This window comes from Variovorax sp. TBS-050B, assembly GCF_029893635.1.
Classification (GTDB): domain Bacteria; phylum Pseudomonadota; class Gammaproteobacteria; order Burkholderiales; family Burkholderiaceae_C; genus Variovorax.
Window position 1 is genome coordinate 3,255,622 of record NZ_JARXYR010000002.1, and the last position, 23,219, is coordinate 3,278,840.

A 23,219-nucleotide genomic window follows, 5' to 3' on the forward strand; every position below is an offset into this window, starting at 1 on the left:
TCCGGACAGTCAAAACCGCGGTCGTGGTGAAATTGGTAGACACGCTATCTTGAGGGGGTAGTGGCGAAAGCTGTGCGAGTTCGAGTCTCGCCGACCGCACCAAATCTCACCGGCAGAAAACCTCGTTCAGAGCGTTCTTCTGCCGGTGGCAAGCGGTGAAAATTCCCGATGAACCTCGATTCCTATCTCCCCGTCCTGTTGTTTATTCTGGTCGGTGTCGGTGTAGGCGTCGCGCCACAGGTCATCGGCTACATCCTGGGGCCCAACCGGCCCGACGCGGCCAAGAACGCACCGTACGAGTGCGGCTTCGAGGCCTTCGAGGATGCGCGCATGAAATTCGACGTGCGCTATTACCTCGTCGCGATTCTCTTCATCCTGTTCGACCTCGAGATCGCCTTCCTCTTTCCGTGGGCGATTGCACTCAAGGAAATCGGCGCCGTCGGCTTCTGGGCCATGATGATCTTTCTCGCCATCCTCGTCGTGGGCTTCGCCTACGAGTGGAAAAAGGGTGCGCTCGACTGGGAATGACAAGGAAGCTACAAAATGGCCATTGAAGGCGTCATGAAAGAAGGCTTCGTCACCACCACCTACGACACGGTGGTGAACTGGGCGAAGACCGGATCCCTCTGGCCGATGACGTTCGGCCTCGCATGCTGTGCCGTCGAAATGATGCACGCGGGCGCGGCCCGCTACGACATCGACCGTTTCGGCATGCTGTTCCGCCCGAGCCCGCGCCAGTCCGACCTGATGATCGTGGCCGGCACGCTGTGCAACAAGATGGCGCCGGCGCTGCGCAAGGTCTACGACCAGATGCCCGAGCCGCGCTGGGTGCTTTCCATGGGTTCGTGCGCGAACGGCGGCGGCTACTACCACTACAGCTATTCCGTAGTGCGCGGCTGCGACCGCATCGTGCCGGTCGATGTCTACGTGCCGGGCTGTCCGCCCACCGCCGAGGCGCTGCTCTACGGAATCATCCAGCTGCAGCAGAAGATCCGCCGCACCAACACCATCGCGCGCGCCTGAGGAATTGCCCTGATGACCGATTTTGCGATTTCTCCAGAGGCGCTCCAGGCGACTCTGGTGCAGACCCTGGGTGCCAAGGCGAAGAGCGTGACCGTCGCGCTCGGCGAGGTGACCGTGGTGGTCGGCGCTGCCGACTACATCGACGCCGCGCTGCTGCTGCGCGATGCGCCCGGCTGCCGCTTCGAGCAGCTGATCGATCTCTGCGGCATGGACTATTCCGACTACCGCGAAGGCGAGTGGGAAGGCGCGCGCTACGGCGTGGTCTCGCACCTGCTTTCGGTGAGCCTCAACCAGCGCGTGCGCCTCAAGGTGTTCGCGCCGAGCGAAGACCTGCCGGTCGTCGATTCGCTGCAGCAGGTGTGGAATTCCGCCACCTGGTTCGAGCGCGAAGCCTTCGACCTCTACGGCATCGTGTTCGAAGGTCACGACGACCTGCGCCGCATCCTGACCGACTACGGCTTCATCGGCCATCCGTTCCGCAAGGACTTCCCGGTCTCCGGGCATGTCGAGATGCGCTACGACGAGGAGCAGAAGCGCGTGGTCTACCAGCCGGTGTCGATCGAGCCGCGTGAAATCACGCCGCGCGTGATCCGCGAAGACAAGTACGGCGCCGGCTTGCACTGACTGATATGGCCGAAATCAAGAACTACACCCTCAACTTCGGTCCCCAGCATCCCGCAGCGCACGGCGTGCTGCGCCTCGTGCTGGAGCTCGACGGCGAAGTGATCCAGCGTGCCGATCCGCACATCGGCCTGCTGCACCGCGCAACCGAGAAGCTCGCGGAGACGCGCACCTTCATCCAGTCGCTGCCGTACATGGACCGTCTCGACTACGTGTCGATGATGAGCAACGAGCACGCCTACTGCCTCGCGATCGAGAAGATGCTCGGCCTCGAGGTGCCGCTGCGCGCGCAGTACATCCGCGTGATGTTCGCCGAGATCACCCGCCTGCTGAACCACCTGCTGTGGCTCGGCGCGCACGGCCTCGACTGCGGTGCGATGAACATGCTCATCTACTGCTTCCGCGAACGCGAAGACCTGTTCGACATGTACGAGGCGGTCTCGGGCGCGCGCATGCATGCGGCCTACTTCCGTCCGGGCGGCGTCTACCGCGACCTGCCGGATGCGATGCCGCAGTACAAGGTCAGCAAGATCAAGAACGCGAAGGCGATCGAGAAGCTCAACGAGAACCGCCAGGGCTCGCTGCTCGACTTCATCGACGACTTCTGCAAGCGCTTCCCGAAGATGGTCGACGAGTACGAGACGCTGCTCACCGACAACCGGATCTGGAAGCAGCGCACCGTGGGCATCGGCGTGGTGTCGCCGGAGCGCGCGCTGAACCTCGGCTTCACCGGTCCGATGCTGCGCGGCTCAGGCATCGAATGGGACCTGCGCAAGAAGCAGCCCTACGACGTCTACGACCAGATGCAGTTCGACGTGCCGGTCGGCCGCACCGGCGACTGCTACGACCGCTACCTCGTGCGCGTGGAAGAAATGCGCCAGGCCAACCGGATCATCCAGCAATGCGTGCAGTGGCTGCGCGCCAACCCGGGTCCGGTCATCACCGACAACCACAAGGTCGCCGCGCCCGCGCGCGAATCGATGAAGGCGAACATGGAGGAGCTGATCCACCATTTCAAGCTCTTCACCGAAGGCTTCCACGTGCCCGAAGGCGAGGCGTATGCCGCCGTCGAGCACCCGAAGGGCGAGTTCGGCATCTATCTCGTGAGCGACGGCGCCAACAAGCCGTATCGCCTGAAGATCCGCGCGCCCGGCTTCCCGCATCTCGCCGCCCTCGACGAAATGTCGCGCGGCCACATGATCGCCGACGCTGTCGCGGTGATCGGCACGATGGACATCGTGTTCGGCGAAATCGACAGGTGAGAAAGAGCGAATGACTTCCTCGACCCACCATGACACGGCGCCCTCGGCGCCTTCTGCCCCTTTGAGGGCCGAAATTCTCGAGCGCTTCGCGCGCGAGGTCGCCAAGTACCCCGAGGCGGGCAAGCAGTCGGCCGTGATGGCCTGCCTGTCGATCGTCCAGCAGGACGAAGGCTTCGTGAGCATCCAGCGCGAGCGCGAGATCGCCGAATACCTCGGCATGGCGCCGATCGCGGTGCACGAGGTCACGACCTTCTACAACATGTACAACCAGCATCCGGTGGGCCGCTTCAAGCTCAACGTGTGCACCAACCTGCCGTGCCAGCTGCGCGACGGCGTCACCGCGCTCGTGCACCTCGAGAAGAAGCTCGGCATCAGGATGGGCGAGACCACGGCCGACGGCCTGTTCACGCTGCAGCAGAGCGAATGCCTGGGCGCCTGCGCCGATTCGCCCGTGATGCTGGTCAACGACCGCACCATGTGCAGCTTCATGAGCAACGAGAAGCTCGACCAGCTCGTCGACGGCCTGCGCGATTCGGCCAAGGGAGAGGCTGCCTGATGTCACCCGAACAAGTGCTCCAGCAGTTCCGCGCCACCGGCGTGCAGACCTGCTTCCACGGCCGGCACATCGAGCCGCAGATCTATGCCGGCCTCGACGGCACCAACTGGCGCCTGGCCGACTACGAAGCGCGCGGCGGCTACCAGGCGCTGCGCAAGATCCTCACCGAAGGCCTGACGCCCGACCAGGTGATCGCCGAAGTCAAGGCCTCGGGCCTGCGCGGCCGCGGCGGCGCGGGTTTCCCCACGGGCCTGAAGTGGAGCTTCATGCCCCGCCAGTTCCCGGGCCAGAAATACCTCGTCTGCAATTCCGACGAGGGCGAGCCGGGCACCTGCAAGGACCGCGACATCCTGCAGTTCAACCCGCACATCGTGATCGAAGGCATGGCCATCGCGGCCTACGCGATGGGCATCAGCGTGGGCTACAACTACATCCACGGCGAGATCTTCCAGAGCTACGAGCGCTTCGAAGAGGCGCTCGAGGAAGCGCGCGCCGCCGGCTACCTCGGCGACAACATCATGGGCAGCACGTACAGCTTCCAGCTGCACGCCTCCCACGGCTTCGGCGCCTACATCTGCGGCGAGGAAACCGCGCTGCTCGAATCGCTCGAAGGCAAGAAGGGCCAGCCGCGCTTCAAGCCGCCGTTCCCGGCGAGCTTCGGCCTCTACGGCAAGCCGACCACGATCAACAACACCGAGACCTTCGCGGCGGTGCCCTGGATCATCCGCAACGGCGGCCAGGCCTACCTCGAATGCGGCAAGCCGAACAACGGCGGCACCAAGATCTACTCGGTCAGCGGCGACGTCGAGCTGCCCGGCAACTACGAAGTGCCGATGGGCACGCCGTTCTCCAAGCTGCTCGAGCTCGCCGGCGGCGTGCGCAAGGGCCGCACGCTCAAGGCGGTGATTCCCGGCGGATCGTCGGCACCGGTGCTGCCGGCCGAGATCATGATGCAGTGCACGATGGACTACGACTCCATCGCCAAGGCCGGCTCGATGCTGGGCTCGGGCGCGGTGATCGTGATGGACGACAGCCGCTCGATGGTCGAGTCGCTGCGCCGCCTGTCGTACTTCTACATGCACGAGTCCTGCGGCCAGTGCACGCCCTGCCGCGAAGGCACGGGCTGGCTGTACCGCGTGGTCGACCGCATCCACAACGGGCAGGGCAGGGCGTCCGACATGGACCTGCTCAATTCCGTGGCCGACAACATCCAGGGCCGCACCATCTGTGCGCTCGGCGACGCCGCGGCCATGCCGGTGCGCGCCATGATCAAGCACTTCCGCCACGAGTTCGAGGCGCTGATTCCGGGCTACGTCCCGCAAGCGCCCGTCAAGGCCTGAGGGCGAGAAACACACCCATGATCGAAATCGAACTCGACGGCAAGAAGGTCGAAGTGACCGAAGGCAGCATGGTGATGCATGCGGCCGACAAGGCGGGCACCTACATCCCGCACTTCTGCTATCACAAGAAGCTCAGCATCGCGGCCAACTGCCGCATGTGCCTGGTCGACGTGGAGAAGGCGCCCAAGCCGATGCCGGCCTGCGCCACGCCCGTCACCCAGGGCATGATCGTGCGCACCAAGAGCGAAAAGGCCATCAAGGCGCAGCAGTCCGTGATGGAGTTCCTGCTGATCAACCATCCGCTCGACTGCCCGATCTGCGACCAGGGCGGCGAATGCCAGCTGCAGGATCTGGCCGTGGGCTACGGCGGTTCTTCCTCGCGCTACGAGGAAGAGAAGCGCGTCGTCTTCCACAAGGACGTCGGCCCGCTGATCAGCATGGAAGAGATGAGCCGCTGCATCCACTGCACGCGCTGCGTCCGCTTCGGCCAGGAGGTGGCCGGCGTGATGGAGCTCGGCATGATCCACCGCGGCGAGCACTCCGAGATCACCACCATCCTCGGCGAGACCGTGGATTCCGAACTCTCGGGCAACATGATCGACCTGTGCCCGGTCGGCGCGCTCACGAGCAAGCCGTTCCGCTACAGCGCCCGCACCTGGGAGCTGTCGCGCCGCAAGTCGGTGAGCCCGCACGATTCCACCGGTGCGAACCTGATCGTCCAGGTCAAGAACAACCGCGTGATGCGCGTGGTGCCGCTCGAGAACGACGACGTCAACGAATGCTGGATCGCCGACCGCGACCGCTTCTCGTACGAGGCCCTCAACGGTCCCGAACGCCTCACGCAGCCGATGCTCAAGCAGGGCGGCCAGTGGCAGCAGGTCGACTGGCAGACCGCGCTCGAGTACGTGGCCAACGGTCTCAAGCAGATCAAGGCCGACCACGGTGCGCAGAGCATCGGCACGCTGGTGAGCCCGCACAGCACGCTCGAGGAGCTCAAGCTCGCGGCCATGCTCACGCGCGAACTCGGCAGCGACAACATCGACTACCGCCTGCGCAACGCCGAGTTCCCGGCGTTCGAGGGCGTGCGCTGGCTCGGCACCTCGATCGCGTCGCTGTCGCAACTGCAGCGCGCGTTCGTGATCGGCTCCAACCTGCGCAAGGACCATCCGCTGTTCGCGCTGCGCATCCGCGAAGCCGTGCGCAAGGGCGCCGCGCTGTCGGTGCTGACCTCGCAGAACCTCATGGCCGATCCCGAAGCCTGGGCGATGACCGCGGCGCAAGCCACCATCGCCGAACCCGGCGCATGGGTCGAGGCGCTGGCCGGCATCGCCGCCGCCATCGGCCAGACCACCGGCGCCGCCGCGCCGCTCGCACCCGCCAATGCCCCCGACGACGTCGCGAAGGCGATCGCCGCTTCGCTGCTCGGCGGCGAGCGCAAGGCCATCCTGCTCGGCAACGCCGCCGCGCACCATGCGCAGGCCAGCAGCCTGCTGGCGCTCGCGAACTGGATCGGCGCGCAGACCGGCGCGACCGTCGGCTACCTGACCGAGGCCGCCAACACCGTGGGCGCACAGCTCGCGGGCGCGTTCCCGAAGAACGGCGGCCTCGATGCGGGCCGCATGCTGTCGGCCGGCTCGGGCCTCCAGGCCGTGCTGCTGCTGAACAACGAGCCGGTGTTCGACTCGGCCGCGGGTGCCGCAGCCGCCGAGGCCATCGGCAACGCGCAGATGGTCGTGACGCTGAGCCCCTTCAAGGCCAACCTCGAATTCAGCGACGTGCTGCTGCCGATCGCGCCCTTCACCGAAACGCCGGGCACCTTCGTCAACGCCGAAGGCCGCGCGCAGAGCTTCCATGCGGTCGTCAAGCCGCAGGGCGAAACGCGCCCGGCCTGGAAGGTGCTGCGCGTGCTCGCCAACCTGCTCGGCCTGCCGGGCTTCGGCTTCGAGTCGACCGCCGAGGTGCTCGCCACCGTGGGCGACAAGGGCGCCGTGCCCGCCGATGCGCTCTCGAACGCCACGGCCGCGAAGCCGCTGGCTGCCGATGGCGAGCTGCCCGCGCCCGTGGTCGCGAGCATCTACCAACTCGATGCGATCGTGCGCCGCGCGCCTTCGCTGCAGCTCACCGCCGACGCGCGCGGCGCGCTCGCACAACCGGCGGCCCGTGCCGAGGAGGCATTGGCATGATCGACGCAGTGCACGCTTTCGGCCAGGGGCTGATCCACGCCGGCTGGTGGACGGCCGTGGCCTGGCCCGTGATCTGGACGCTGGTCAAGATCATCGTGGTCGTGATCCCGCTGATGCTCGCCGTGGCCTACCTCACGCTCTGGGAGCGCAAGGCCATCGGCTTCACGCAGATCCGCCTGGGCCCGAACCGCATCGGGCCGCTGGGCCTGCTGCAGCCGATCGCCGACGCGCTCAAGCTGATGACCAAGGAAATCATCCTTCCGACGGTCGCCAACAAGGGCCTGTTCCTGCTCGGCCCGATCATGACCATCATGCCGGCGCTCGCCGCATGGGCCGTGATTCCCTTCGGCCCCGACGTGGCGCTCGCCAACATCAACGCCGGCCTGCTGTTCGTGATGGCCATCACCTCGCTCGAGGTCTACGGCGTGATCATCGCCGGCTGGGCGTCGAACTCGAAGTACGCCTTCCTCGGCGCGCTGCGTGCCTCGGCGCAGATGGTGAGCTACGAGATCGCGATGGGCTTCTGCTTCGTCGTGGTGCTGATGGTCTCCGCGAGCCTCAACATGACCGACATCGTGACGGGGCAGGGCAAGGGCACCTTCGCGGACATGGGCATCGGCTTCCTGTCGTGGAACTGGCTCTCGCTGCTGCCGATCTTCGTCGTCTACTTCATCTCGGGCCTGGCCGAAACCAACCGCCACCCGTTCGACGTGGTCGAGGGCGAGTCCGAAATCGTTGCCGGCCACATGATCGAGTACTCGGGCATGAGCTTCGCGATGTTCTTCCTGGCCGAGTACGCCAACATGTGGCTGGTCTCGATCCTGTGCGTCGTGCTGTTCCTCGGCGGATGGCTGCCGCCCTTCGAGTTCCTGAGCTTCATCCCGGGCTGGATCTGGCTCGGCATCAAGACCTTCTGCGTGGTCACCATGTTCCTGTGGGTCCGCTCCACCTTCCCGCGCTTCCGCTATGACCAGATCATGCGGCTCGGCTGGAAGATCTTCATCCCGGTCACGCTCGTGTGGCTGGTGGTGGTGGGCGCCTGGATGCAGACCCCGTTCAACATCTGGAAATAACTGGAAGCGCCAACATCATGTCTGCGCATACCGCAACCACCCCGTCGGCACCGTTCTCGCTCAAGGACTTCCTCGGCAGCTTCATGCTGTTCGAACTGTTCAAGGGCCTGGCGATCACCGGCAAATACGCCTTCGCCCGCAAGATCACGGTGCAGTTCCCCGAAGAGAAGACGCCGCTGTCGCCGCGCTTCCGCGGCCTGCACGCGCTGCGCCGCTACGACAACGGCGAAGAGCGCTGCATCGCCTGCAAGCTCTGCGAGGCCGTGTGCCCCGCGCTCGCGATCACGATCGAGTCCGACGTGCGCGACGACGGTTCGCGCCGCACCACGCGCTACGACATCGACCTGACCAAGTGCATCTTCTGCGGCTTCTGCGAAGAGAGCTGCCCGGTCGATTCGATCGTCGAGACCCACATCTTCGAATACCACGGCGAGAAGCGCGGCGACCTCTACTTCACCAAGGACATGCTCCTGGCAGTGGGCGACCGCTACGAAAAAGAAATCGCGGCCAACAAGGCGGCCGACGCCAAGTACCGCTGATCCGATCGGCCCACCCCGTACCCATCCGAATTCCAATGGACGTCAAGACCGGTCTGTTCTATCTGTTTGCCGCGGTGCTGCTGTTCGCGGCCTTCCGCGTCATCACTGCCCGCAACCCCGTGTACGCCGCGCTGTACCTGGTGCTGGCCTTCTTCCAGGCCTCGGCCATCTGGCTGCTGCTGCGCGCCGAGTTCCTCGCGATCTCGCTGGTGCTCGTCTACGTGGGTGCGGTGATGGTGCTGTTCCTGTTCGTGGTGATGATGCTCGACATCAACGTCGACAGCCTGCGCCAGGGCTTCTGGAAGCACTTCCCGCTCGCCGCGGGCGTGGGTGCGCTGATCGCGCTCGAAATGGCGGCCGTTCTGATGGGCGGCTTCCGCCTGGCCGAGGCGCCGCGCGCCGCCGCCGCGGCGGCTGCCGCGCCCAACAGCTCGAACACGCTCGACCTCGGCAAGCTGCTGTACTCCGAATACCTGTACCCGCTCGAGATCGCGGCCGTGATCCTGCTCGTGGCCATCGTCGCCGCGATCGCGCTCACGCTGCGCACCCGCAAGGACAGCAAGTACGTCGACCCGGCCGACCAGGTGCGCGTGAAGGCGCGCGACCGCGTGCGCATCGTGCAGATGCCGGTCACGCGCGCGGCCGCGCCCGTGGTCGAGGCCCCGGTCGAGGCGGCAAAGGAAAACAAAGCATGACGCTCACGCTCGGACACTTCCTCTCGCTCGGCGCGATGCTCTTCGCGCTGTCGGTGATCGGCATCTTCCTGAACCGCAAGAACCTGATCGTGCTGCTGATGGCGATCGAGCTGATGCTGCTCGCGGTCAACATGAACTTCGTCGCCTTCTCGTACTACCTGGGCGACATGCACGGCCAGATCTTCGTGTTCTTCATCCTGACGGTGGCGGCGGCCGAATCGGCCATCGGCCTGGCGCTGCTGGTCCTGTTGTTCCGCAACAAGTCCAACATCAACGTCGACGAGCTGAATGCGCTCAAGGGATAACGACAAGAACTGACCATGAGCGCAACTCTCTCCGCATCCACGCTGCTGGCCGTTCCGCTGGCACCCCTGGTCGGCGCCGCCGCGGCCGGCCTCTTCGGCACCAAGTTCGGTGGCAACCACATCGGCCGCAAGGTCACGCACTCGCTGACGATCCTCGGCGTGTTCGTCGCCTTCGTCATCTCGGCCATGACGCTGCAGTCGGTCATCGTCGACGGCGCCCGCTTCAACCAGACGATCTACGAATGGATGACCGTCGGCGGCCTGCGCATGGAAGTCGGCTTCCTGGTCGACGGCCTCACGGCCATGATGATGTGCGTCGTGACCTTCGTCTCGCTGATGGTGCACATCTACACCATCGGCTACATGGAGGAAGACGAGGGCTACAACCGCTTCTTCGCCTACATCTCGCTCTTCACCTTCTCGATGCTGATGCTCGTGATGAGCAACAACATGCTCCAGCTGTTCTTCGGCTGGGAAGCGGTGGGCCTGGTGTCGTACCTGCTGATCGGCTTCTGGTTCAACAAGCCGACCGCGATCTTCGCGAACATGAAGGCCTTCCTGGTCAACCGCGTGGGCGACTTCGGCTTCATCCTGGGCATCGGCCTGATCGCCGCCTATGCCGGCACGCTGAACTACGGCGAAGCCTTCGCCAAGGCCGGCACGCTGGCCGGCATCACCTTCCCGGGCACCGAGTGGATGCTCATCACGGTGATCTGCATCTGCCTGTTCATCGGCGCGATGGGCAAGAGCGCGCAGTTCCCGCTGCACGTGTGGCTGCCGGACTCGATGGAAGGCCCCACGCCGATCTCGGCGCTGATTCACGCGGCCACCATGGTGACCGCGGGCATCTTCATGGTGGCGCGCATGTCGCCGCTGTTCGAGCTCAGCGACACGGCGCTCTCGTTCATCCTCGTGATCGGCGCGATCACCGCGCTCTTCATGGGCTTCCTGGGCATCATCCAGAACGACATCAAGCGCGTGGTCGCGTACTCCACGCTCTCGCAGCTCGGCTACATGACGGTGGCGCTCGGTGCATCGGCCTATTCGGTCGCGGTGTTCCACCTGATGACGCACGCCTTCTTCAAGGCGCTGCTGTTCCTCGGCGCGGGCTCGGTCATCATCGGCATGCACCACAACCAGGACATCCGCTGGATGGGCGGCGTGCGCAAGTACATGCCGATCACCTGGATCACTTCGCTGCTCGGCTCGCTCGCGCTGATCGGCACGCCGCTGTTCTCGGGCTTCTACTCGAAGGACAGCATCATCGAGGCGGTCAAGGAAAGCCACCTCTGGGGCGCGCAGTTCGCCTACTGGGCGGTGCTGGCCGGCGTGTTCGTGACGGCGTTCTACTCGTTCCGCATGTACTTCCTGGTCTTCCACGGCAAGGAGCGCTACGACCAGAACCCCGACGCGCACCACGACGACCATGCGCACGACGACCACGGCCATGGCCACCACGACCACAAGCCGCACGAGTCGCCCTGGGTGGTGTGGCTGCCGCTGGTGCTGCTCGCGATCCCGTCGGTGGTGATCGGCTACATGACGATCGAGCCGATGCTCTTCGGCGACTTCTTCAAGGATGCGATCGTCGTCGACGCTGCCAAGCACCATGCGATGAAGGAACTCGGCGAAGCCTTCCACGGCCCGATGGCGATGGCGCTGCACGGCCTGCAGACGCCGCCGTTCTGGCTCGCGCTCGCGGGCGTGGTGGTCTCGTACCTGATGTACATGCAGTTCCCGGCCGTGCCGGCCGCGATCAAGCGCGCCTTCGGCCCGGTCTACCGCCTGCTCGAGAACAAGTACTACCTCGACTGGATCAACGAGAACATCGTGGCGCGCGGCGCGCGCGCGCTCGGCACCGGCCTCTGGAAGGGCGGCGACCAGGCGCTGATCGACGGCGCCCTGGTCAACGGCTCGTGGAAGGTGGTCGGCCGCATCTCCGGCGTCGTGCGCTGGCTGCAGTCGGGCTACATCTATCACTACGCCTTCGCGATGCTGCTCGGCATCTTCATCCTGATGACGTACTTCGTCTGGTTCAAACGCTGAGTCCAAGCGCTGGAGAAAAAGAAAAATGGGTTTGTTGAGCCTTGCCATCTGGGTGCCGATCGCATTCGGCACCGCGCTGCTGGCGTTCGGCCGCGACGAAAACGCCCGAGGCGTGCGCTGGGTTGCGCTCATCGGTGCGATCGCGAGCTTCCTGGTCACGGTGCCGCTGTTCACCGGTTTCCAGAACGGCACCGCCGCCATGCAGTTCGTCGAGAAGGCGAGCTGGATCACGCGCTTCAACGTCAGCTACCACCTGGGCATCGACGGGTTCTCGCTCTGGATGGTGCTGCTGACCTCGTTCATCACCGTCGTGGTGGTGATCTCGGCCTGGGAAGTGATCACCGAGCGCGTGAACCAGTACATGGGCGCGTTCCTGATCCTGTCGGGCCTGATGATCGGCGTGTTCGCCGCGCTCGACGGCATCCTGTTCTACGTGTTCTTCGAGGCCACGCTGATCCCGATGTACCTGATCATCGGCATCTGGGGCGGCCCCAACAAGATCTACGCGGCCTTCAAGTTCTTCCTCTACACGCTGCTCGGCTCGCTGCTGATGCTGGTGGCGCTGATCTACCTGTACAACACCTCGGGCGGCAGCTTCGACATCCTGGGCTGGCACAAGCTCAAGCTCGGTTCGACGGCGCAGACCTTCCTGTTCTTCGCCTTCTTCGCGGCCTTTGCCGTCAAGGTGCCGATGTGGCCGGTCCACACCTGGCTGCCCGACGTGCACGTCGAGGCGCCCACCGGCGGTTCGGCCGTGCTGGCCGCGATCATGCTGAAGCTCGGCGCCTACGGCTTCCTGCGCTTCTCGATGCCGATCGCGCCCGACGCCTCGCACGAATGGGCCTGGCTCATGATCGCGCTCTCGCTGATCGCAGTGATCTACGTCGGCCTGGTGGCGCTGGTGCAGCAGGACATGAAGAAGCTCGTGGCCTATTCGTCGGTCGCGCACATGGGCTTCGTGACGCTCGGCTTCTTCATCTTCAACGAACTCGGCGTCTCGGGCGGCATCGTGCAGATGATCGCGCACGGCTTCGTCTCGGGCGCGATGTTCCTGGGCATCGGCGTGCTGTACGACCGCGTGCATTCGCGCCAGATCGCCGACTACGGCGGCGTGGTCAACACCATGCCCAAGTTCGCGGCCTTCGCGCTGCTGTTCGCCATGGCCAACTGCGGCCTGCCGGGCACCGCCGGCTTCGTGGGCGAATGGATGGTCATCCTGGGCGCGGTCAAGGCCAACTTCTGGATCGGCCTGGCGGCTGCCACGGCGCTGATCTTCGGCGCGGCGTACACCCTGTGGATGTACAAGCGCGTGTACCTCGGCCCGGTGGGCAACGACCACGTCAAGGAACTCAGCGACATCAATGCGCGCGAGTTCCTGATGCTCTCGCTGCTCGCGATCGCGGTGCTGTGGATGGGCCTCTATCCGAAGCCCTTCACCGATGCGATGGACGCGTCCGTGGTCGAACTGCTGCGCCACGTGGCCGTGTCGAAACTGCCTTGATTGATGCGACGCTGAACAAGAGAACGAGATGATTGACAAACTCAGCTGGGTCGCGATCTACCCTGAAATCGTGCTGCTGGTCATGGCCTGCATCATTGCGCTGGTCGACCTGTCGACCACCAGCGCCCGCCGCACGCGCACCTACGTTTTGACGCTGCTCACGCTGGCCGTGGTGGCGGTGCTGACCGGCCTGGCCGCCAACGACGGCAAGACGATCTACGGTTTCGGCGGCATGGTCGTGAGCGACCCGATGGGCAACTGGCTCAAGTGCTTCGCCACCGTGGCGCTGATGGTCACCCTGGTCTACGGCCGCCCGTATGCGGCCGACCGCGCGATGCTGCGCGGCGGCGAACTGTTCACCATCAGCATGTTCGCGCTGCTCGGCATGTTCGTGATGATCTCGGGCAGCAACTTCCTGCTGATCTACCTCGGGCTCGAACTGCTCACGCTGTCGAGCTACGCCCTCGTGGCACTGCGCCGCGACCATGCGGTGGCCAGCGAGGCGGCCATGAAGTACTTCGTGCTCGGCGCGATGGCCAGCGGCTTCCTGCTCTACGGCCTCTCGATGATGTACGGCGCCACCGGCTCGCTCGACGTCAACGAGGTGTTCAAGATCATTGCGAGCGGCAAGGTGAACCACCAGGTGCTGGTGTTCGGCCTGGTGTTCATCGTCGCGGGCCTCGCATTCAAGGTCGGCGCGGCGCCGTTCCACATGTGGGTGCCCGACGTCTACCAGGGCGCGCCCACGGCCGTCACGCTGCTGATCGGCGCGGCGCCCGAGCTGGCTGCCTTCGCGATCATCATCCGCCTGCTGGTCGAGGGCCTGCTGCCGCTCGCCTTCGACTGGCAGCAGATGCTCGCGCTGCTCGCCATCGCCTCGCTGCTGGTCGGCAACCTGGCCGCCATCGCGCAGACCAACCTCAAGCGCATGCTGGCGTACTCGACGATCGCGCAGATGGGCTTCATGCTGCTCGGCCTGGTGGCCGGCGTGGTCAACGGCAACACCTACAACGCCCAGTTCGCGTACAGCGCCTCGATGTTCTACATCGTGACCTACGTGCTGACCACGCTCGCGAGCTTCGGCATCATCCTGCTGCTGGCACGCGAAGGCTTCGAGAGCGAGGAGATCACCGACCTCGCCGGCCTCAACCAGCGCAGCCCGCTCTACGCCGGCGTGATGGCGATCGCGATGTTCTCGCTCGCGGGCCTGCCGCCGCTGGTCGGCTTCTATGCCAAGCTCGCGGTGCTCCAGGCACTCGTTGCATCCGGCCAGGCGCTCTACATCGGCCTGGCGGTGTTCGCCGTCGTGATGTCGCTGATCGGTGCCTTCTACTACCTGCGCGTGGTCAAGGTCATGTACTTCGACGCACCCGTCACGGTCAGCACCGTCTCCGCGCCGCGCGACGTGCGCACCGTGCTGTCGATCAACGGGCTGCTGATCCTCGTGCTGGGCATCGTGCCCGGTGGCCTGATGGCGCTGTGCGCCAAGGCGATCGTCGCCACCCTGGCCAACTGATCCCGGCCGCGGACGGTGTCGCAAACCGCATCGGTCTGGGTCGTGCTGCTGGTGGCGCTGCTCGCCGCCAACCTGCCGTTCCTCAACGAACGGCTGTTCGGCGCGGTGGCGCTGCCCGGCGGCGCCAAGTCGCTCGCGATCCGCTTTGCCGAGCTCGTGGTGCTGTACTTCATCGCCGGCGGCATCGGCCTGCTGTTCGAGCGCAAGGCAGGGCAGATCGCGCCGCAGGGCTGGGAGTTCTATGCCGTGACCGGCGCGCTCTTCATCGTGCTGGCCTTTCCCGGCTTCACCTGGCGCTACCTGATGAAGCACCGACACTAGATGACCCACCCCCGTCCCTCGCTCACTCCGTGTGGCTCGACTTCCCCCTCGAGGGGGCAACACCAGCGGCCCGGCGAAGCCGGTTCCGCGGTGTTCCTGGCTGGGGGGAAGAGAGATATGACTTCTTCACCGCTCGCCGATTCGCATCTGCGCGAAGAATGCACCGCCAGCGAGACGCTGCTGCGCGGCAACTTCCTCCAGGTCCGCCGCGACACGGTGCGCCTGCCCGACGGCCACAGCGCGACGCGCGAGTACGTGGTGCATCCGGGCGCGGTGGTCGTGGTGCCACTGCTCGACGACGGCCGCGTGGTGCTCGAGCGCCAGTACCGCTACCCGGTCGGCCATGTGATGGTCGAGTTCCCGGCCGGCAAGCTCGATGCGGGCGAGGACCCCTTCGTCTGCGGCCGGCGCGAGCTGCTCGAGGAGACCGGCTACACCGCGCGCGAATGGGCCCATGCCGGCGCCATGCACCTCGCCGTCGCGTACTCCACCGAGATCATCCACATCTACTTTGCGCGCGGCCTCTCGCTCGGCGAGCGGCAGCTCGATCATGGCGAGTTCCTCGACGTGTTCACGGCCAAGCCCGCGGAAGTGGCCGGCTGGTGCCGCGACGGCACCATCACCGACGCGAAATCGCTGACCTGCGCGCTCTGGCTGCAGAACGTCCTCTCGGGGGCATGGGCTCTCGATTGGCAGCCGGCGCCGGCGCAGGGCGGCGCGGGATAATCCGCGCATGAAGGTTCTCGATCTCCGCTGCGCGCACGGCCATGGCTTCGAAGGCTGGTTCGCGTCCACTGAAGCATTCGAATCCCAACTCGCCGCCGGCCTGGTCGAATGCCCGATCTGCGCCGACACGCGCATCGTCAAGCTGCTGAGCGCGCCGCGCCTCAATCTCCTCGGCAACGCGAAAGCGCCCGAGGCCGCGGCGCCCGCACCGGCAAAGGCTGCCGTCCCTTCGACCGAGCAGTCGCCCGAGGCGCGCTGGATGCGCGCCGTGCGCGAGGTGCTCGCCAAGACCGAGGACGTCGGCGACCGCTTTGCCGACGAGGCGCGCAGGATGCACTACGGCGAAGCCGAGGAACGCGGCATCCGCGGCCACGCCACGCCCGAACAGACCGTCGCGCTGCTCGAGGAAGGCATTCCCGTGATGCCGCTGCCGATCCCCGCCGCGCTCAAGGAAACCCTGCAGTAATAACCGCACCGCAAGCCGCAAAAAAGAAAAGGAGAGCCAACCAGCTCTCCTTTTCTGCTTCTTGCACCCCTTTCGCGCCCTTCGCGAAACCTTTGCGTCCTCTGCGTCCGGTACCCGCTCCCGACCTCAGCTCGTGAACTGCAGCGCCGCCAGCCTCGCATAGACCCCGCCCTGCGCCACCAGCGTCGCATGGGTGCCCTGTTCGACGATGCCGCCATGGTCGAGCACCACGATGCGTTCCGCGCGCTGTACCGTCGCGAGGCGGTGCGCAATCACCAGCGTCGTGCGGCCTTCCATGGCCGATTCGAGTGCGGCCTGCACCATCCGCTCGCTCTCCGCGTCGAGCGCGCTCGTGGCCTCGTCGAGCAGCAGCAGCGGCGGGTTCTTGAGGATGGCGCGCGCGATTGCGATGCGCTGGCGCTGGCCGCCCGACAGGCGCACGCCGCGCTCGCCGAGGAAGGTGTCGTAGCCCTCGGGCAGCGCCTGCAGGAAGTCGTGCGCGAAGGCCGCGCGCGCCGCGGCATGCACCTCGTCCGCGCTGGCATCTGGCCGGCCGTAGCGGATGTTCTCGAAGGCGCTGGCGGAGAAGATCACCGCGTCCTGCGGCACCAGGCCGATGCGGGTGCGCAGGTCGGCCAGCGCGAGCGAAGAGAGCGGGGCGCCGTCGAGCAGCAGCCGGCCCGACTGCGGATCGTAGTAGCGCAGCAGCAGCTGGAACACCGTGCTCTTGCCCGCGCCGCTCGAACCCACCAGCGCCACCGTCTCGCCCGGCGTCACGTCGAGGCTGAAGTCCCTGAGCGCCGGCGTGCCGGGCCGCGACGGATAGTGGAAGTTCACCGCCTCGAAGCGGATCGCGCTGCCCGCCGCCGCCGTCGGCGTGGTGGCGGGATGCGGCGGCGAGACGATCGCTGCCGGCGCATGCAGCAGCTCCATCAGCCGCTCGGTGGCGCCCGCCGCGCGCAGCAGGTCGCCGTAGACCTCGCCGAGCACCGCCGTCGCGGCCGCGAGGATGGCCACGTACACCACGGTCTGCCCGAGATGGCCGGCCGTGATGTCGCCGCGCAGCACCGCCTGCGTGCCCTGGTACAGGCCCCAGAGCAGCGCCGCCGAAGTGGCGATGATGATGAAGGCCACGAGCACCGATCGCGCACGGGTGCGCCGCACGGCCGTGCGGAAGGCGTTCTCGGTCGAGCCGTGGAAGCGCGCCGCCTCGCGCGCCTCGGCCGTGTAGCTCTGCACCACCGGAATCGCGTTCAGCACCTCGGCCGCGATCGCGCTCGCGTCGGCCACCCGGTCCTGGCTCGCGCGCGAGAGCTTGCGCACGCGCCGTCCGAACCACATGCTCGGCAGCACCACCAGCACCAGGATGCCCATCACCTGGACCATCACGTAGGGATTGGTCCAGATCAGCACCGCGAGCGCACCCACGCCCATCACCGCGTTGCGCAGCCCCATGCTGAGCGAGGAGCCCACCACCGTCTGCACCAGCGTGGTGTCGGCCGTCAGGCGCGACAGCACTTCGCCGGTCTGGGTGGTCTCGAAGAAGACCGGGCTCTGCCGCAGCACGCGTTCGTAGACCGCGTTGCGCAGATCCGCGGTGACGCGCTCGCCGAGCCAGCTGACGGTGTAGAAGCGCGCCGCCGAAAAGATGCCGAGCGCCACCGCCACCGCGAACAGAGCGCCGAAGTGCTCGCGCAGCGCCATGGTCTGCGCGCCCTTGTCGGCGCTGATCAGTCCGCCGTCGATCAGGCTGCGCAGCGCCATCGGGAACACCAGCGTGGTGACCGCCGCCATCACGAGAAAGATGCCCGCCAGCACGATCTGCACGCGATAAGGGCGAAGAAAAGGGCCCAGGCCCGACAACGATCGGGGTGAGCCCTTGGCCGGCGAGGACAGGGGAGAGGAAGCCATGGCGGCGATTCTAACGACCGACCCTTGCCCCTACAAAAGCAGCCTTGACAATAATTGCCTCGGCAGCTAATATTCGGGCCATGAGCGATACAGACACTCCGCAGAGCGAAGCTTCCCGGCCGGCCGACCGCCCGCGGGTCGACTTCTATCGCCCCGAGACCTACAAGGCCGAGGAGAGCGTCGGCTATCTGATGCGCCGCATCGTGAGCGCCGTCGCGCAGTCGGTCGAGACCCGGCTGTGCGAACCCGGCGGCCCGACCTATCCGCAGTGGCTGCCGCTCTACAAGCTGCACGTCGGCGCCGCCACCACGGTGGCCGAGCTGGCGCGCGCCTGCGAGCTCGACACCGGCGCCATGACGCGCCTGCTCGACCGCCTCGAGGTCAAGGGCCTGTGCCGCCGCGTGCGCTCGCTCGAAGACCGCCGCGTGGTCAACATCGAGCTCACCGACGAAGGCCGCGCCGCCGCCAAGGAAGTGCCGCACGTGCTGTGCCGGGTGCAGAACGAGCTCTTGTCCGACTTCAACCCGCAGGAGTGGGAACAGCTCAAGGGCTACCTGCGCCGCATCCTCGACAACGCACAGGCCCTCGCGGCCCGTGGAGACAAAGAATGACCGATTCCCTCGCTGCGCGCGCCATGCGCCGTGCTCCCGTCGTTGCTGCCGCGCTCCTCATGGTGGCGCTGGCCGGCTGTGCCGACATGACCGGCATCGGCGCCCACGCGAAGATGCGCGACGCCACCTCGCTCGGCATCGCGGCCGACACCCGTGCCGCGGCCGTCTCGAGCGTGGACAGCCAGTGGTGGCACGCCTTCGGCGACGCGCAGCTCGACGGCCTGATCGACCAGGCCCTGGCCGGCAATCCCAACCTGCAGGTGGCGCAGGCCCGGCTCGCACGCGCGCAGGCCACGGCCGACATCGCCGGCGCCGCACTGAAGCCCAAGGTCAGCGGCGAGCTCGACCTCAACCGGCAGAAGTTCAACACCAACTACATCTATCCCGCGCCGCTCGGCGGCTCGACGCAGAACATCGGCCTGCTGCAGCTCGGCGCGAGCTGGGAACTCGACTTCTTCGGCAAGAACCGCACCGCGCTCGACGCCGCGATCGGCAGCGCCAATGCCGCGGCCGCCGATGCCGACGCCGCGCGCGTGCTGCTCGCGAGCAACGTGGCGCGCAGCTACTTGCAGTGGGCGCGCCTCAACGAGCAGCTCGGCGTGGCGCAGCGCACGCTGGCCCAGCGCGACGAAACCCTCCAGCTCGTGCGCGACCGCGTCTCGGCCGGTCTCGACACGCGCCTCGAACTGCGCCAGAGCGAAGGCGGGCTGCCCGAGGCGCGCCAGCAGATCGAGGCGCTCAACGAGCAGATCGCGCTGCAGCAGCATGCGCTCGACGCGCTCGTGGGTCAGCCCAACGCGAGCGCGGCGCTGAAGCCGCCGATGCTCTCGGCCGTCAAGCCGATCGCGCTGCAGCCCGAGATACCGGCCGACCTGCTCGGCCGCCGCGCCGACATCGCCGCCGCACGCTGGCGCGTCGAGGCCGCGACGAGCGACGTGGCCAATGCCAAGACCCAGTTCTATCCCAACGTGAACCTCACGGCCTTCGTCGGCTTCCAGAGCCTGGGTTTCGGCAAGCTGCTCAAGTCGGGCAGCGAGCAGTGGGGCGTGGGCCCTGCGATCCACCTGCCGATCTTCGAGGGTGGCCGGCTGCGCGCGAACCTGCGCGGCAAGTCGGCCGACCTCGATGCCGCCATCGAGAGCTACAACGCCACTGTGATCGACGCGGTGCGCGACGCGGCCCGACCAGGTCTCGAGCGCACAGTCGATCGCACGCCAGCAGGCCGAGCAGCGCGCCGCCCAGACCGCGGCCGAGGGCGCCTACGAGATCGCGGTGCAGCGCTACCGCGCGGGTCTGGGCAACTACCTCAACGTGCTGACGGCCGAGACCGCCGTGCTCGCGCAGCGCCGGCTCGCCGTCGACCTGGCCGCGCGCGCCCTCGACACCCAGGTGGGCCTGGCGCGCGCACTCGGCGGCGGCTGGCAGGCGCCGTCCGCGGCCACGGCTGCCGCGCCGTCTTCGGCCGGTGGCGCATTGAACTGAGCCGGCCGGCTTCCTCTTCGTCTTCGGAAAGAACTTCATCATGAGCGACAACAACACTCCGACGCCCGCTGCAGCCGCAGCCTCTCCCGCACCCGCACCCGCAGCACCCGCCGGCAACGGCAAGCGGCGGCGCGCGCTGACCGCGCTCGCCGCGCTGGTGATCGTCGCCGGCGGCGGCTGGGGCCTCTACGAATGGCTGGTCGCCAGCCACTACGAGGACACCGACAACGCCTACGTGCAGGGCAACGTGATCCAGATCACGCCGCAGATCGGCGGCACGGTCATGGCCATCAACGCCGACGACACCGACTTCGTGAAGGCCGGCCAGCCGCTGGTGCAGCTCGACCCCGCCGATGCGAAGGTCGCGCTCGAGCAGGCCGAGGCCGCGCTCGCGCAGGCGGTGCGCCAGGTGCGCACGCTCTACGCCAACAACGGCTCGCTGGCCGCCCAGGTGTCGCTGCGCCAGGCCGACATCGTCAAGGCCCAGAGCGACATCGCTAAGGCGCAGGACGACCTGCAGCGCCGCCGCGCGCTGTCGGGCAACGGCGCGGTCTCGAAGGAAGAACTCAACCACGCCGAGACGCAGCTCGCCAACGCGAAGAGCGCGCTGGCCGCGGCGCAGGCCGGCGTGGTCGCCGCGCGCGAGCAGCTCGCGAGCAACCAGTCGCTGACCGAGGGCACCACCGTGGCCGAGCATCCGAGCGTGCTGGCCGCCGCCGCGAAGGTGCGCGAGGCCTACCTCGCCACGCAGCGCGTCGCGATGCCGGCGCCGGTCGACGGCTACGTCGCCAAGCGCACGGTGCAGCTCGGCCAGCGCGTGGCCGCCGGCACGCCGATGATGTCGATCGTGCCGCTCCACCAGCTCTGGGTCGATGCCAACTTCAAGGAAGTGCAGCTGCGCAACATCCGTATCGACCAGCCCGTGAAGCTCACGGCCGACGTCTACGGCAAGAAGGTCGAGTACACCGGCAAGGTGGCCGGCCTCGGCGTGGGCACCGGCGCCGCCTTCGCACTGCTGCCGGCGCAGAACGCCACCGGCAACTGGATCAAGGTGGTGCAGCGCGTGCCGGTGCGCATCGCGCTCGATCCCGAGCAGCTCAAGGCCAACCCGCTGCGCATCGGCCTGTCGATGGTGGCCGAGGTCGACATCACGCAGAAGAGCGGCAAGATGCTCGCCGACGCACCGCGCGCCACGCCGCTCTCGCAGACGCAGGTCTACAGCAAGCTCGACGACGGCGCCGATGCCGAAGTGAACCGCATCATCGCGGCCAACCTCGGGCGCGGTGCGGCGGTGGCCGCCAGGCCGGCCGGCGCGCAGCACTCGCAGCAGCAGCTCGCATCGCAATCGCAGCCCGGCTGATCGCCGCGGTTTCCGGTTCTAGAGGCAAAGCCCATGGCCACTGCTGCTCCCGCCTACGTCGCGCATCCGCCGCTCGAGGGCGCCGCCCGCGTCTGGGGCACGATCGCGCTCTCGGCCGCCACCTTCATGAACGTGCTCGACTCGTCGATCGCGAACGTGTCGCTGCCGGCCATCTCCGGTGACCTGGGCGTGAGCACCACGCAAGGCACCTGGGTCATCACCAGCTTCGCGGTGGCCAATGCCATCGCGGTGCCGCTCACCGGCTTCATGACCCAGCGCTTCGGCCAGGTCCGCCTGTTCATGGCGAGCGTGATCCTGTTCATGGTCAGTTCGCTGCTGTGCGGCCTGGCGCCGAACATGACGATGCTGATCGCGTTCCGCGCGCTGCAAGGCTTCGTCGCCGGTCCCATGATCCCGCTGTCGCAGACGCTGCTGCTGTCGAGCTATCCGCGCGCCAAGGCCGGCCTCGCGATGGCCATGTGGTCGATGACCACGCTGGTCGCGCCGGTGATGGGGCCGCTGCTCGGCGGCTGGATCACCGACAACATCTCGTGGCCGTGGATCTTCTACATCAACATCCCGGTCGGCATCGTCGCCGCGGTGATCACCTGGGCGCTCTACCGCAAGCGCGAGAGCGGCACGCACAAGGTGCCGATCGACGCCATCGGCCTCGCGCTGCTGGTGCTGTGGGTGGGTGCGCTGCAGCTCATGCTCGACAAGGGCAAGGAGCTCGACTGGTTCCATTCGCCCGAGATCGTGGCGATGGCCGTGGTCTCCGCCGTGGGCTTCGCCTTCTTCCTGATCTGGGAGCTGACCGACAAGCATCCGGTGGTCGACCTCTCGCTCTTCAAGCGCCGCAACTTCTGGTCGGGCGCGGTGGCGACGGCGGTGGCCTACGGCCTGTTCTTCGGCAACGTGGTGCTGCTGCCGCTGTGGCTGCAGCAGTGGATGGGCTACACCGCCACGCAGGCCGGCATGATCATGGCGCCGGTGGGGCTGCTGGCGATCTTCTTCTCGCCGGTGGTGGGGCTCACGGTGGCGAAGATCGATCCGCGCCGCTATGCGGCCTTCTCGTTCCTGGTGTTCGCGCTGGTGCTGTGGATGCGCTCGAACTTCAACACGCAGGCCGACTTCGTGACGATCATCATCCCGACGATCATCCAGGGCATCGCGATGGCGTTCTTCTTCATTCCGCTGGTGACCATCACGCTCTCGGGCCTCACGCCCGACCGCATCCCGGCCGCGTCGGGGCTGTCGAACTTCCTGCGCATCACCGCGGGTGCGATGGGCACCTCGATCACCACCACGCTGTGGGAGAACCGCGCCGCGCTGCACCACTCGCAGCTCGCGGAGTCGGTGAACCAGGGCAACGCCGCGGCGACGAGCGCGATGTCGGGCCTGGCGAGCAGCGGCCTGAGCAGCGAGCAGGTGCTGGGGCAGATCAACCGGCTGGTGGACCAGCAGTCGTTCATGCTCGCGACGAACGACATCTTCTATGCATCGGCGCTGCTGTTCCTGCTGCTGATCCCGCTGGTGTGGCTCGCGAAGCCGCAGCGCGGCGGCGCCGGCGGCGACGCGGCCGCGGGGGCGCATTAAGCCCACCCCCGTCCCTCGCGCACTGCGTGTCGCTCGACTCCCCCCTCGAGGGGGCAACACCAGCGGCCCGGCGGAGCCGGTTCCGC

21 protein-coding genes, 1 tRNA gene and 1 pseudogene are annotated in these 23,219 nt (G+C 66.9%); 22 read left to right on the forward strand and 1 reads right to left on the reverse strand.

Going from position 1 to position 23,219, the window contains the following annotated elements:
- Positions 1–17 precede the first annotated feature (17 nt).
- The 18 genes from M2165_RS18125 (at position 18) to M2165_RS18210 (ending at position 16,173) form a co-directional block, all read left to right on the forward strand.
- Positions 18–102: transfer RNA gene (locus tag M2165_RS18125), tRNA-Leu, on the forward strand.
- Positions 103–168: 66 nt separating this feature from the next.
- Positions 169–528, forward strand: coding sequence for an NADH-quinone oxidoreductase subunit A (locus M2165_RS18130; RefSeq protein WP_012748607.1), 360 nt, complete (start codon positions 169–171; stop codon positions 526–528).
- Between the two features lie 15 nt (positions 529–543).
- A complete protein-coding gene (locus tag M2165_RS18135; RefSeq protein WP_280815972.1) occupies positions 544–1,023 on the forward strand; it encodes an NADH-quinone oxidoreductase subunit B family protein in 480 nt (159 codons plus the stop codon).
- 12 nt (positions 1,024–1,035) lie between these two features.
- The gene (locus M2165_RS18140; protein ID WP_280815973.1) at positions 1,036–1,647 is read left to right on the forward strand and encodes an NADH-quinone oxidoreductase subunit C; all 612 of its coding nucleotides are present in this window, start codon (positions 1,036–1,038) and stop codon (positions 1,645–1,647) included.
- A 5-nt stretch (positions 1,648–1,652) separates the two neighbouring features.
- Positions 1,653–2,906, forward strand: a complete 1,254-nt coding sequence (locus M2165_RS18145) for an NADH-quinone oxidoreductase subunit D (protein WP_280815974.1) — start codon at positions 1,653–1,655, stop codon at positions 2,904–2,906.
- A 10-nt stretch (positions 2,907–2,916) separates the two neighbouring features.
- Positions 2,917–3,462, forward strand: a complete 546-nt coding sequence (locus M2165_RS18150; protein ID WP_280815975.1) for an NAD(P)H-dependent oxidoreductase subunit E — start codon at positions 2,917–2,919, stop codon at positions 3,460–3,462.
- Entirely contained in the window at positions 3,462–4,802 is a 1,341-nt protein-coding gene (nuoF, locus tag M2165_RS18155) for an NADH-quinone oxidoreductase subunit NuoF (protein ID WP_280815976.1), read from the forward strand. Before M2165_RS18150 ends, nuoF begins: the two co-directional genes overlap by 1 nt.
- Before the next feature lie 17 nt (positions 4,803–4,819).
- On the forward strand, positions 4,820–6,985 hold the full coding sequence (gene nuoG, locus M2165_RS18160) for an NADH-quinone oxidoreductase subunit NuoG (RefSeq protein WP_280815977.1): 2,166 nt from the start codon (positions 4,820–4,822) through the stop codon (positions 6,983–6,985).
- On the forward strand, positions 6,982–8,058 hold the full coding sequence (gene nuoH / locus M2165_RS18165) for an NADH-quinone oxidoreductase subunit NuoH (protein ID WP_280815978.1): 1,077 nt from the start codon (positions 6,982–6,984) through the stop codon (positions 8,056–8,058). The genes nuoG and nuoH overlap by 4 nt, the downstream gene beginning before the upstream one ends.
- A gap of 17 nt (positions 8,059–8,075) precedes the next feature.
- A complete protein-coding gene (nuoI, locus tag M2165_RS18170) occupies positions 8,076–8,597 on the forward strand; it encodes an NADH-quinone oxidoreductase subunit NuoI (RefSeq protein ID WP_280815979.1) in 522 nt (173 codons plus the stop codon).
- A gap of 35 nt (positions 8,598–8,632) precedes the next feature.
- A complete protein-coding gene (locus M2165_RS18175; RefSeq protein ID WP_280815980.1) occupies positions 8,633–9,292 on the forward strand; it encodes an NADH-quinone oxidoreductase subunit J in 660 nt (219 codons plus the stop codon).
- On the forward strand, positions 9,289–9,597 hold the full coding sequence (nuoK, locus tag M2165_RS18180) for an NADH-quinone oxidoreductase subunit NuoK (protein WP_280815981.1): 309 nt from the start codon (positions 9,289–9,291) through the stop codon (positions 9,595–9,597). The genes M2165_RS18175 and nuoK overlap by 4 nt, the downstream gene beginning before the upstream one ends.
- Positions 9,598–9,612: 15 nt before the next feature.
- Positions 9,613–11,643, forward strand: a complete 2,031-nt coding sequence (gene nuoL / locus M2165_RS18185; RefSeq protein WP_280815982.1) for an NADH-quinone oxidoreductase subunit L — start codon at positions 9,613–9,615, stop codon at positions 11,641–11,643.
- 25 nt (positions 11,644–11,668) lie between these two features.
- The gene (locus tag M2165_RS18190) at positions 11,669–13,144 is read left to right on the forward strand and encodes an NADH-quinone oxidoreductase subunit M (RefSeq protein WP_280815983.1); all 1,476 of its coding nucleotides are present in this window, start codon (positions 11,669–11,671) and stop codon (positions 13,142–13,144) included.
- 28 nt (positions 13,145–13,172) lie between these two features.
- Positions 13,173–14,660: an NADH-quinone oxidoreductase subunit NuoN gene (nuoN, locus tag M2165_RS18195; protein WP_280815984.1), complete on the forward strand. Its 1,488-nt coding sequence runs from the start codon at positions 13,173–13,175 to the stop codon at positions 14,658–14,660.
- Between the two features lie 15 nt (positions 14,661–14,675).
- Positions 14,676–14,981, forward strand: coding sequence for a DUF2818 family protein (locus tag M2165_RS18200; RefSeq protein WP_280815985.1), 306 nt, complete (start codon positions 14,676–14,678; stop codon positions 14,979–14,981).
- A 117-nt stretch (positions 14,982–15,098) separates the two neighbouring features.
- The gene (locus tag M2165_RS18205) at positions 15,099–15,707 is read left to right on the forward strand and encodes an NUDIX hydrolase (RefSeq protein ID WP_280815986.1); all 609 of its coding nucleotides are present in this window, start codon (positions 15,099–15,101) and stop codon (positions 15,705–15,707) included.
- Between the two features lie 7 nt (positions 15,708–15,714).
- Positions 15,715–16,173 (forward strand): DUF1178 family protein, encoded by a 459-nt coding sequence (locus M2165_RS18210; RefSeq protein WP_280815987.1) that lies wholly within the window; start codon positions 15,715–15,717, stop codon positions 16,171–16,173.
- A gap of 126 nt (positions 16,174–16,299) precedes the next feature.
- Here the strand turns inward: M2165_RS18210 and M2165_RS18215 are convergent, their stop codons facing one another.
- Positions 16,300–18,084, reverse strand: coding sequence for an ABC transporter transmembrane domain-containing protein (locus M2165_RS18215; RefSeq protein WP_280815988.1), 1,785 nt, complete (start codon positions 18,082–18,084; stop codon positions 16,300–16,302).
- 80 nt (positions 18,085–18,164) lie between these two features.
- Here M2165_RS18215 and M2165_RS18220 point away from each other — a divergent pair, with 80 nt between their 5' ends.
- The 4 genes and pseudogenes from M2165_RS18220 (at position 18,165) to M2165_RS18235 (ending at position 23,133) form a co-directional block, all read left to right on the forward strand.
- Positions 18,165–18,695 (forward strand): MarR family transcriptional regulator, encoded by a 531-nt coding sequence (locus M2165_RS18220; RefSeq protein WP_280815989.1) that lies wholly within the window; start codon positions 18,165–18,167, stop codon positions 18,693–18,695.
- Positions 18,692–20,177: pseudogene (locus tag M2165_RS18225) on the forward strand (efflux transporter outer membrane subunit). Before M2165_RS18220 ends, M2165_RS18225 begins: the two are co-directional and overlap by 4 nt.
- Before the next feature lie 40 nt (positions 20,178–20,217).
- Positions 20,218–21,537, forward strand: a complete 1,320-nt coding sequence (locus M2165_RS18230; protein ID WP_280815990.1) for an efflux RND transporter periplasmic adaptor subunit — start codon at positions 20,218–20,220, stop codon at positions 21,535–21,537.
- A gap of 33 nt (positions 21,538–21,570) precedes the next feature.
- A complete protein-coding gene (locus tag M2165_RS18235) occupies positions 21,571–23,133 on the forward strand; it encodes a DHA2 family efflux MFS transporter permease subunit (protein WP_280815991.1) in 1,563 nt (520 codons plus the stop codon).
- Positions 23,134–23,219 lie beyond the last annotated feature (86 nt).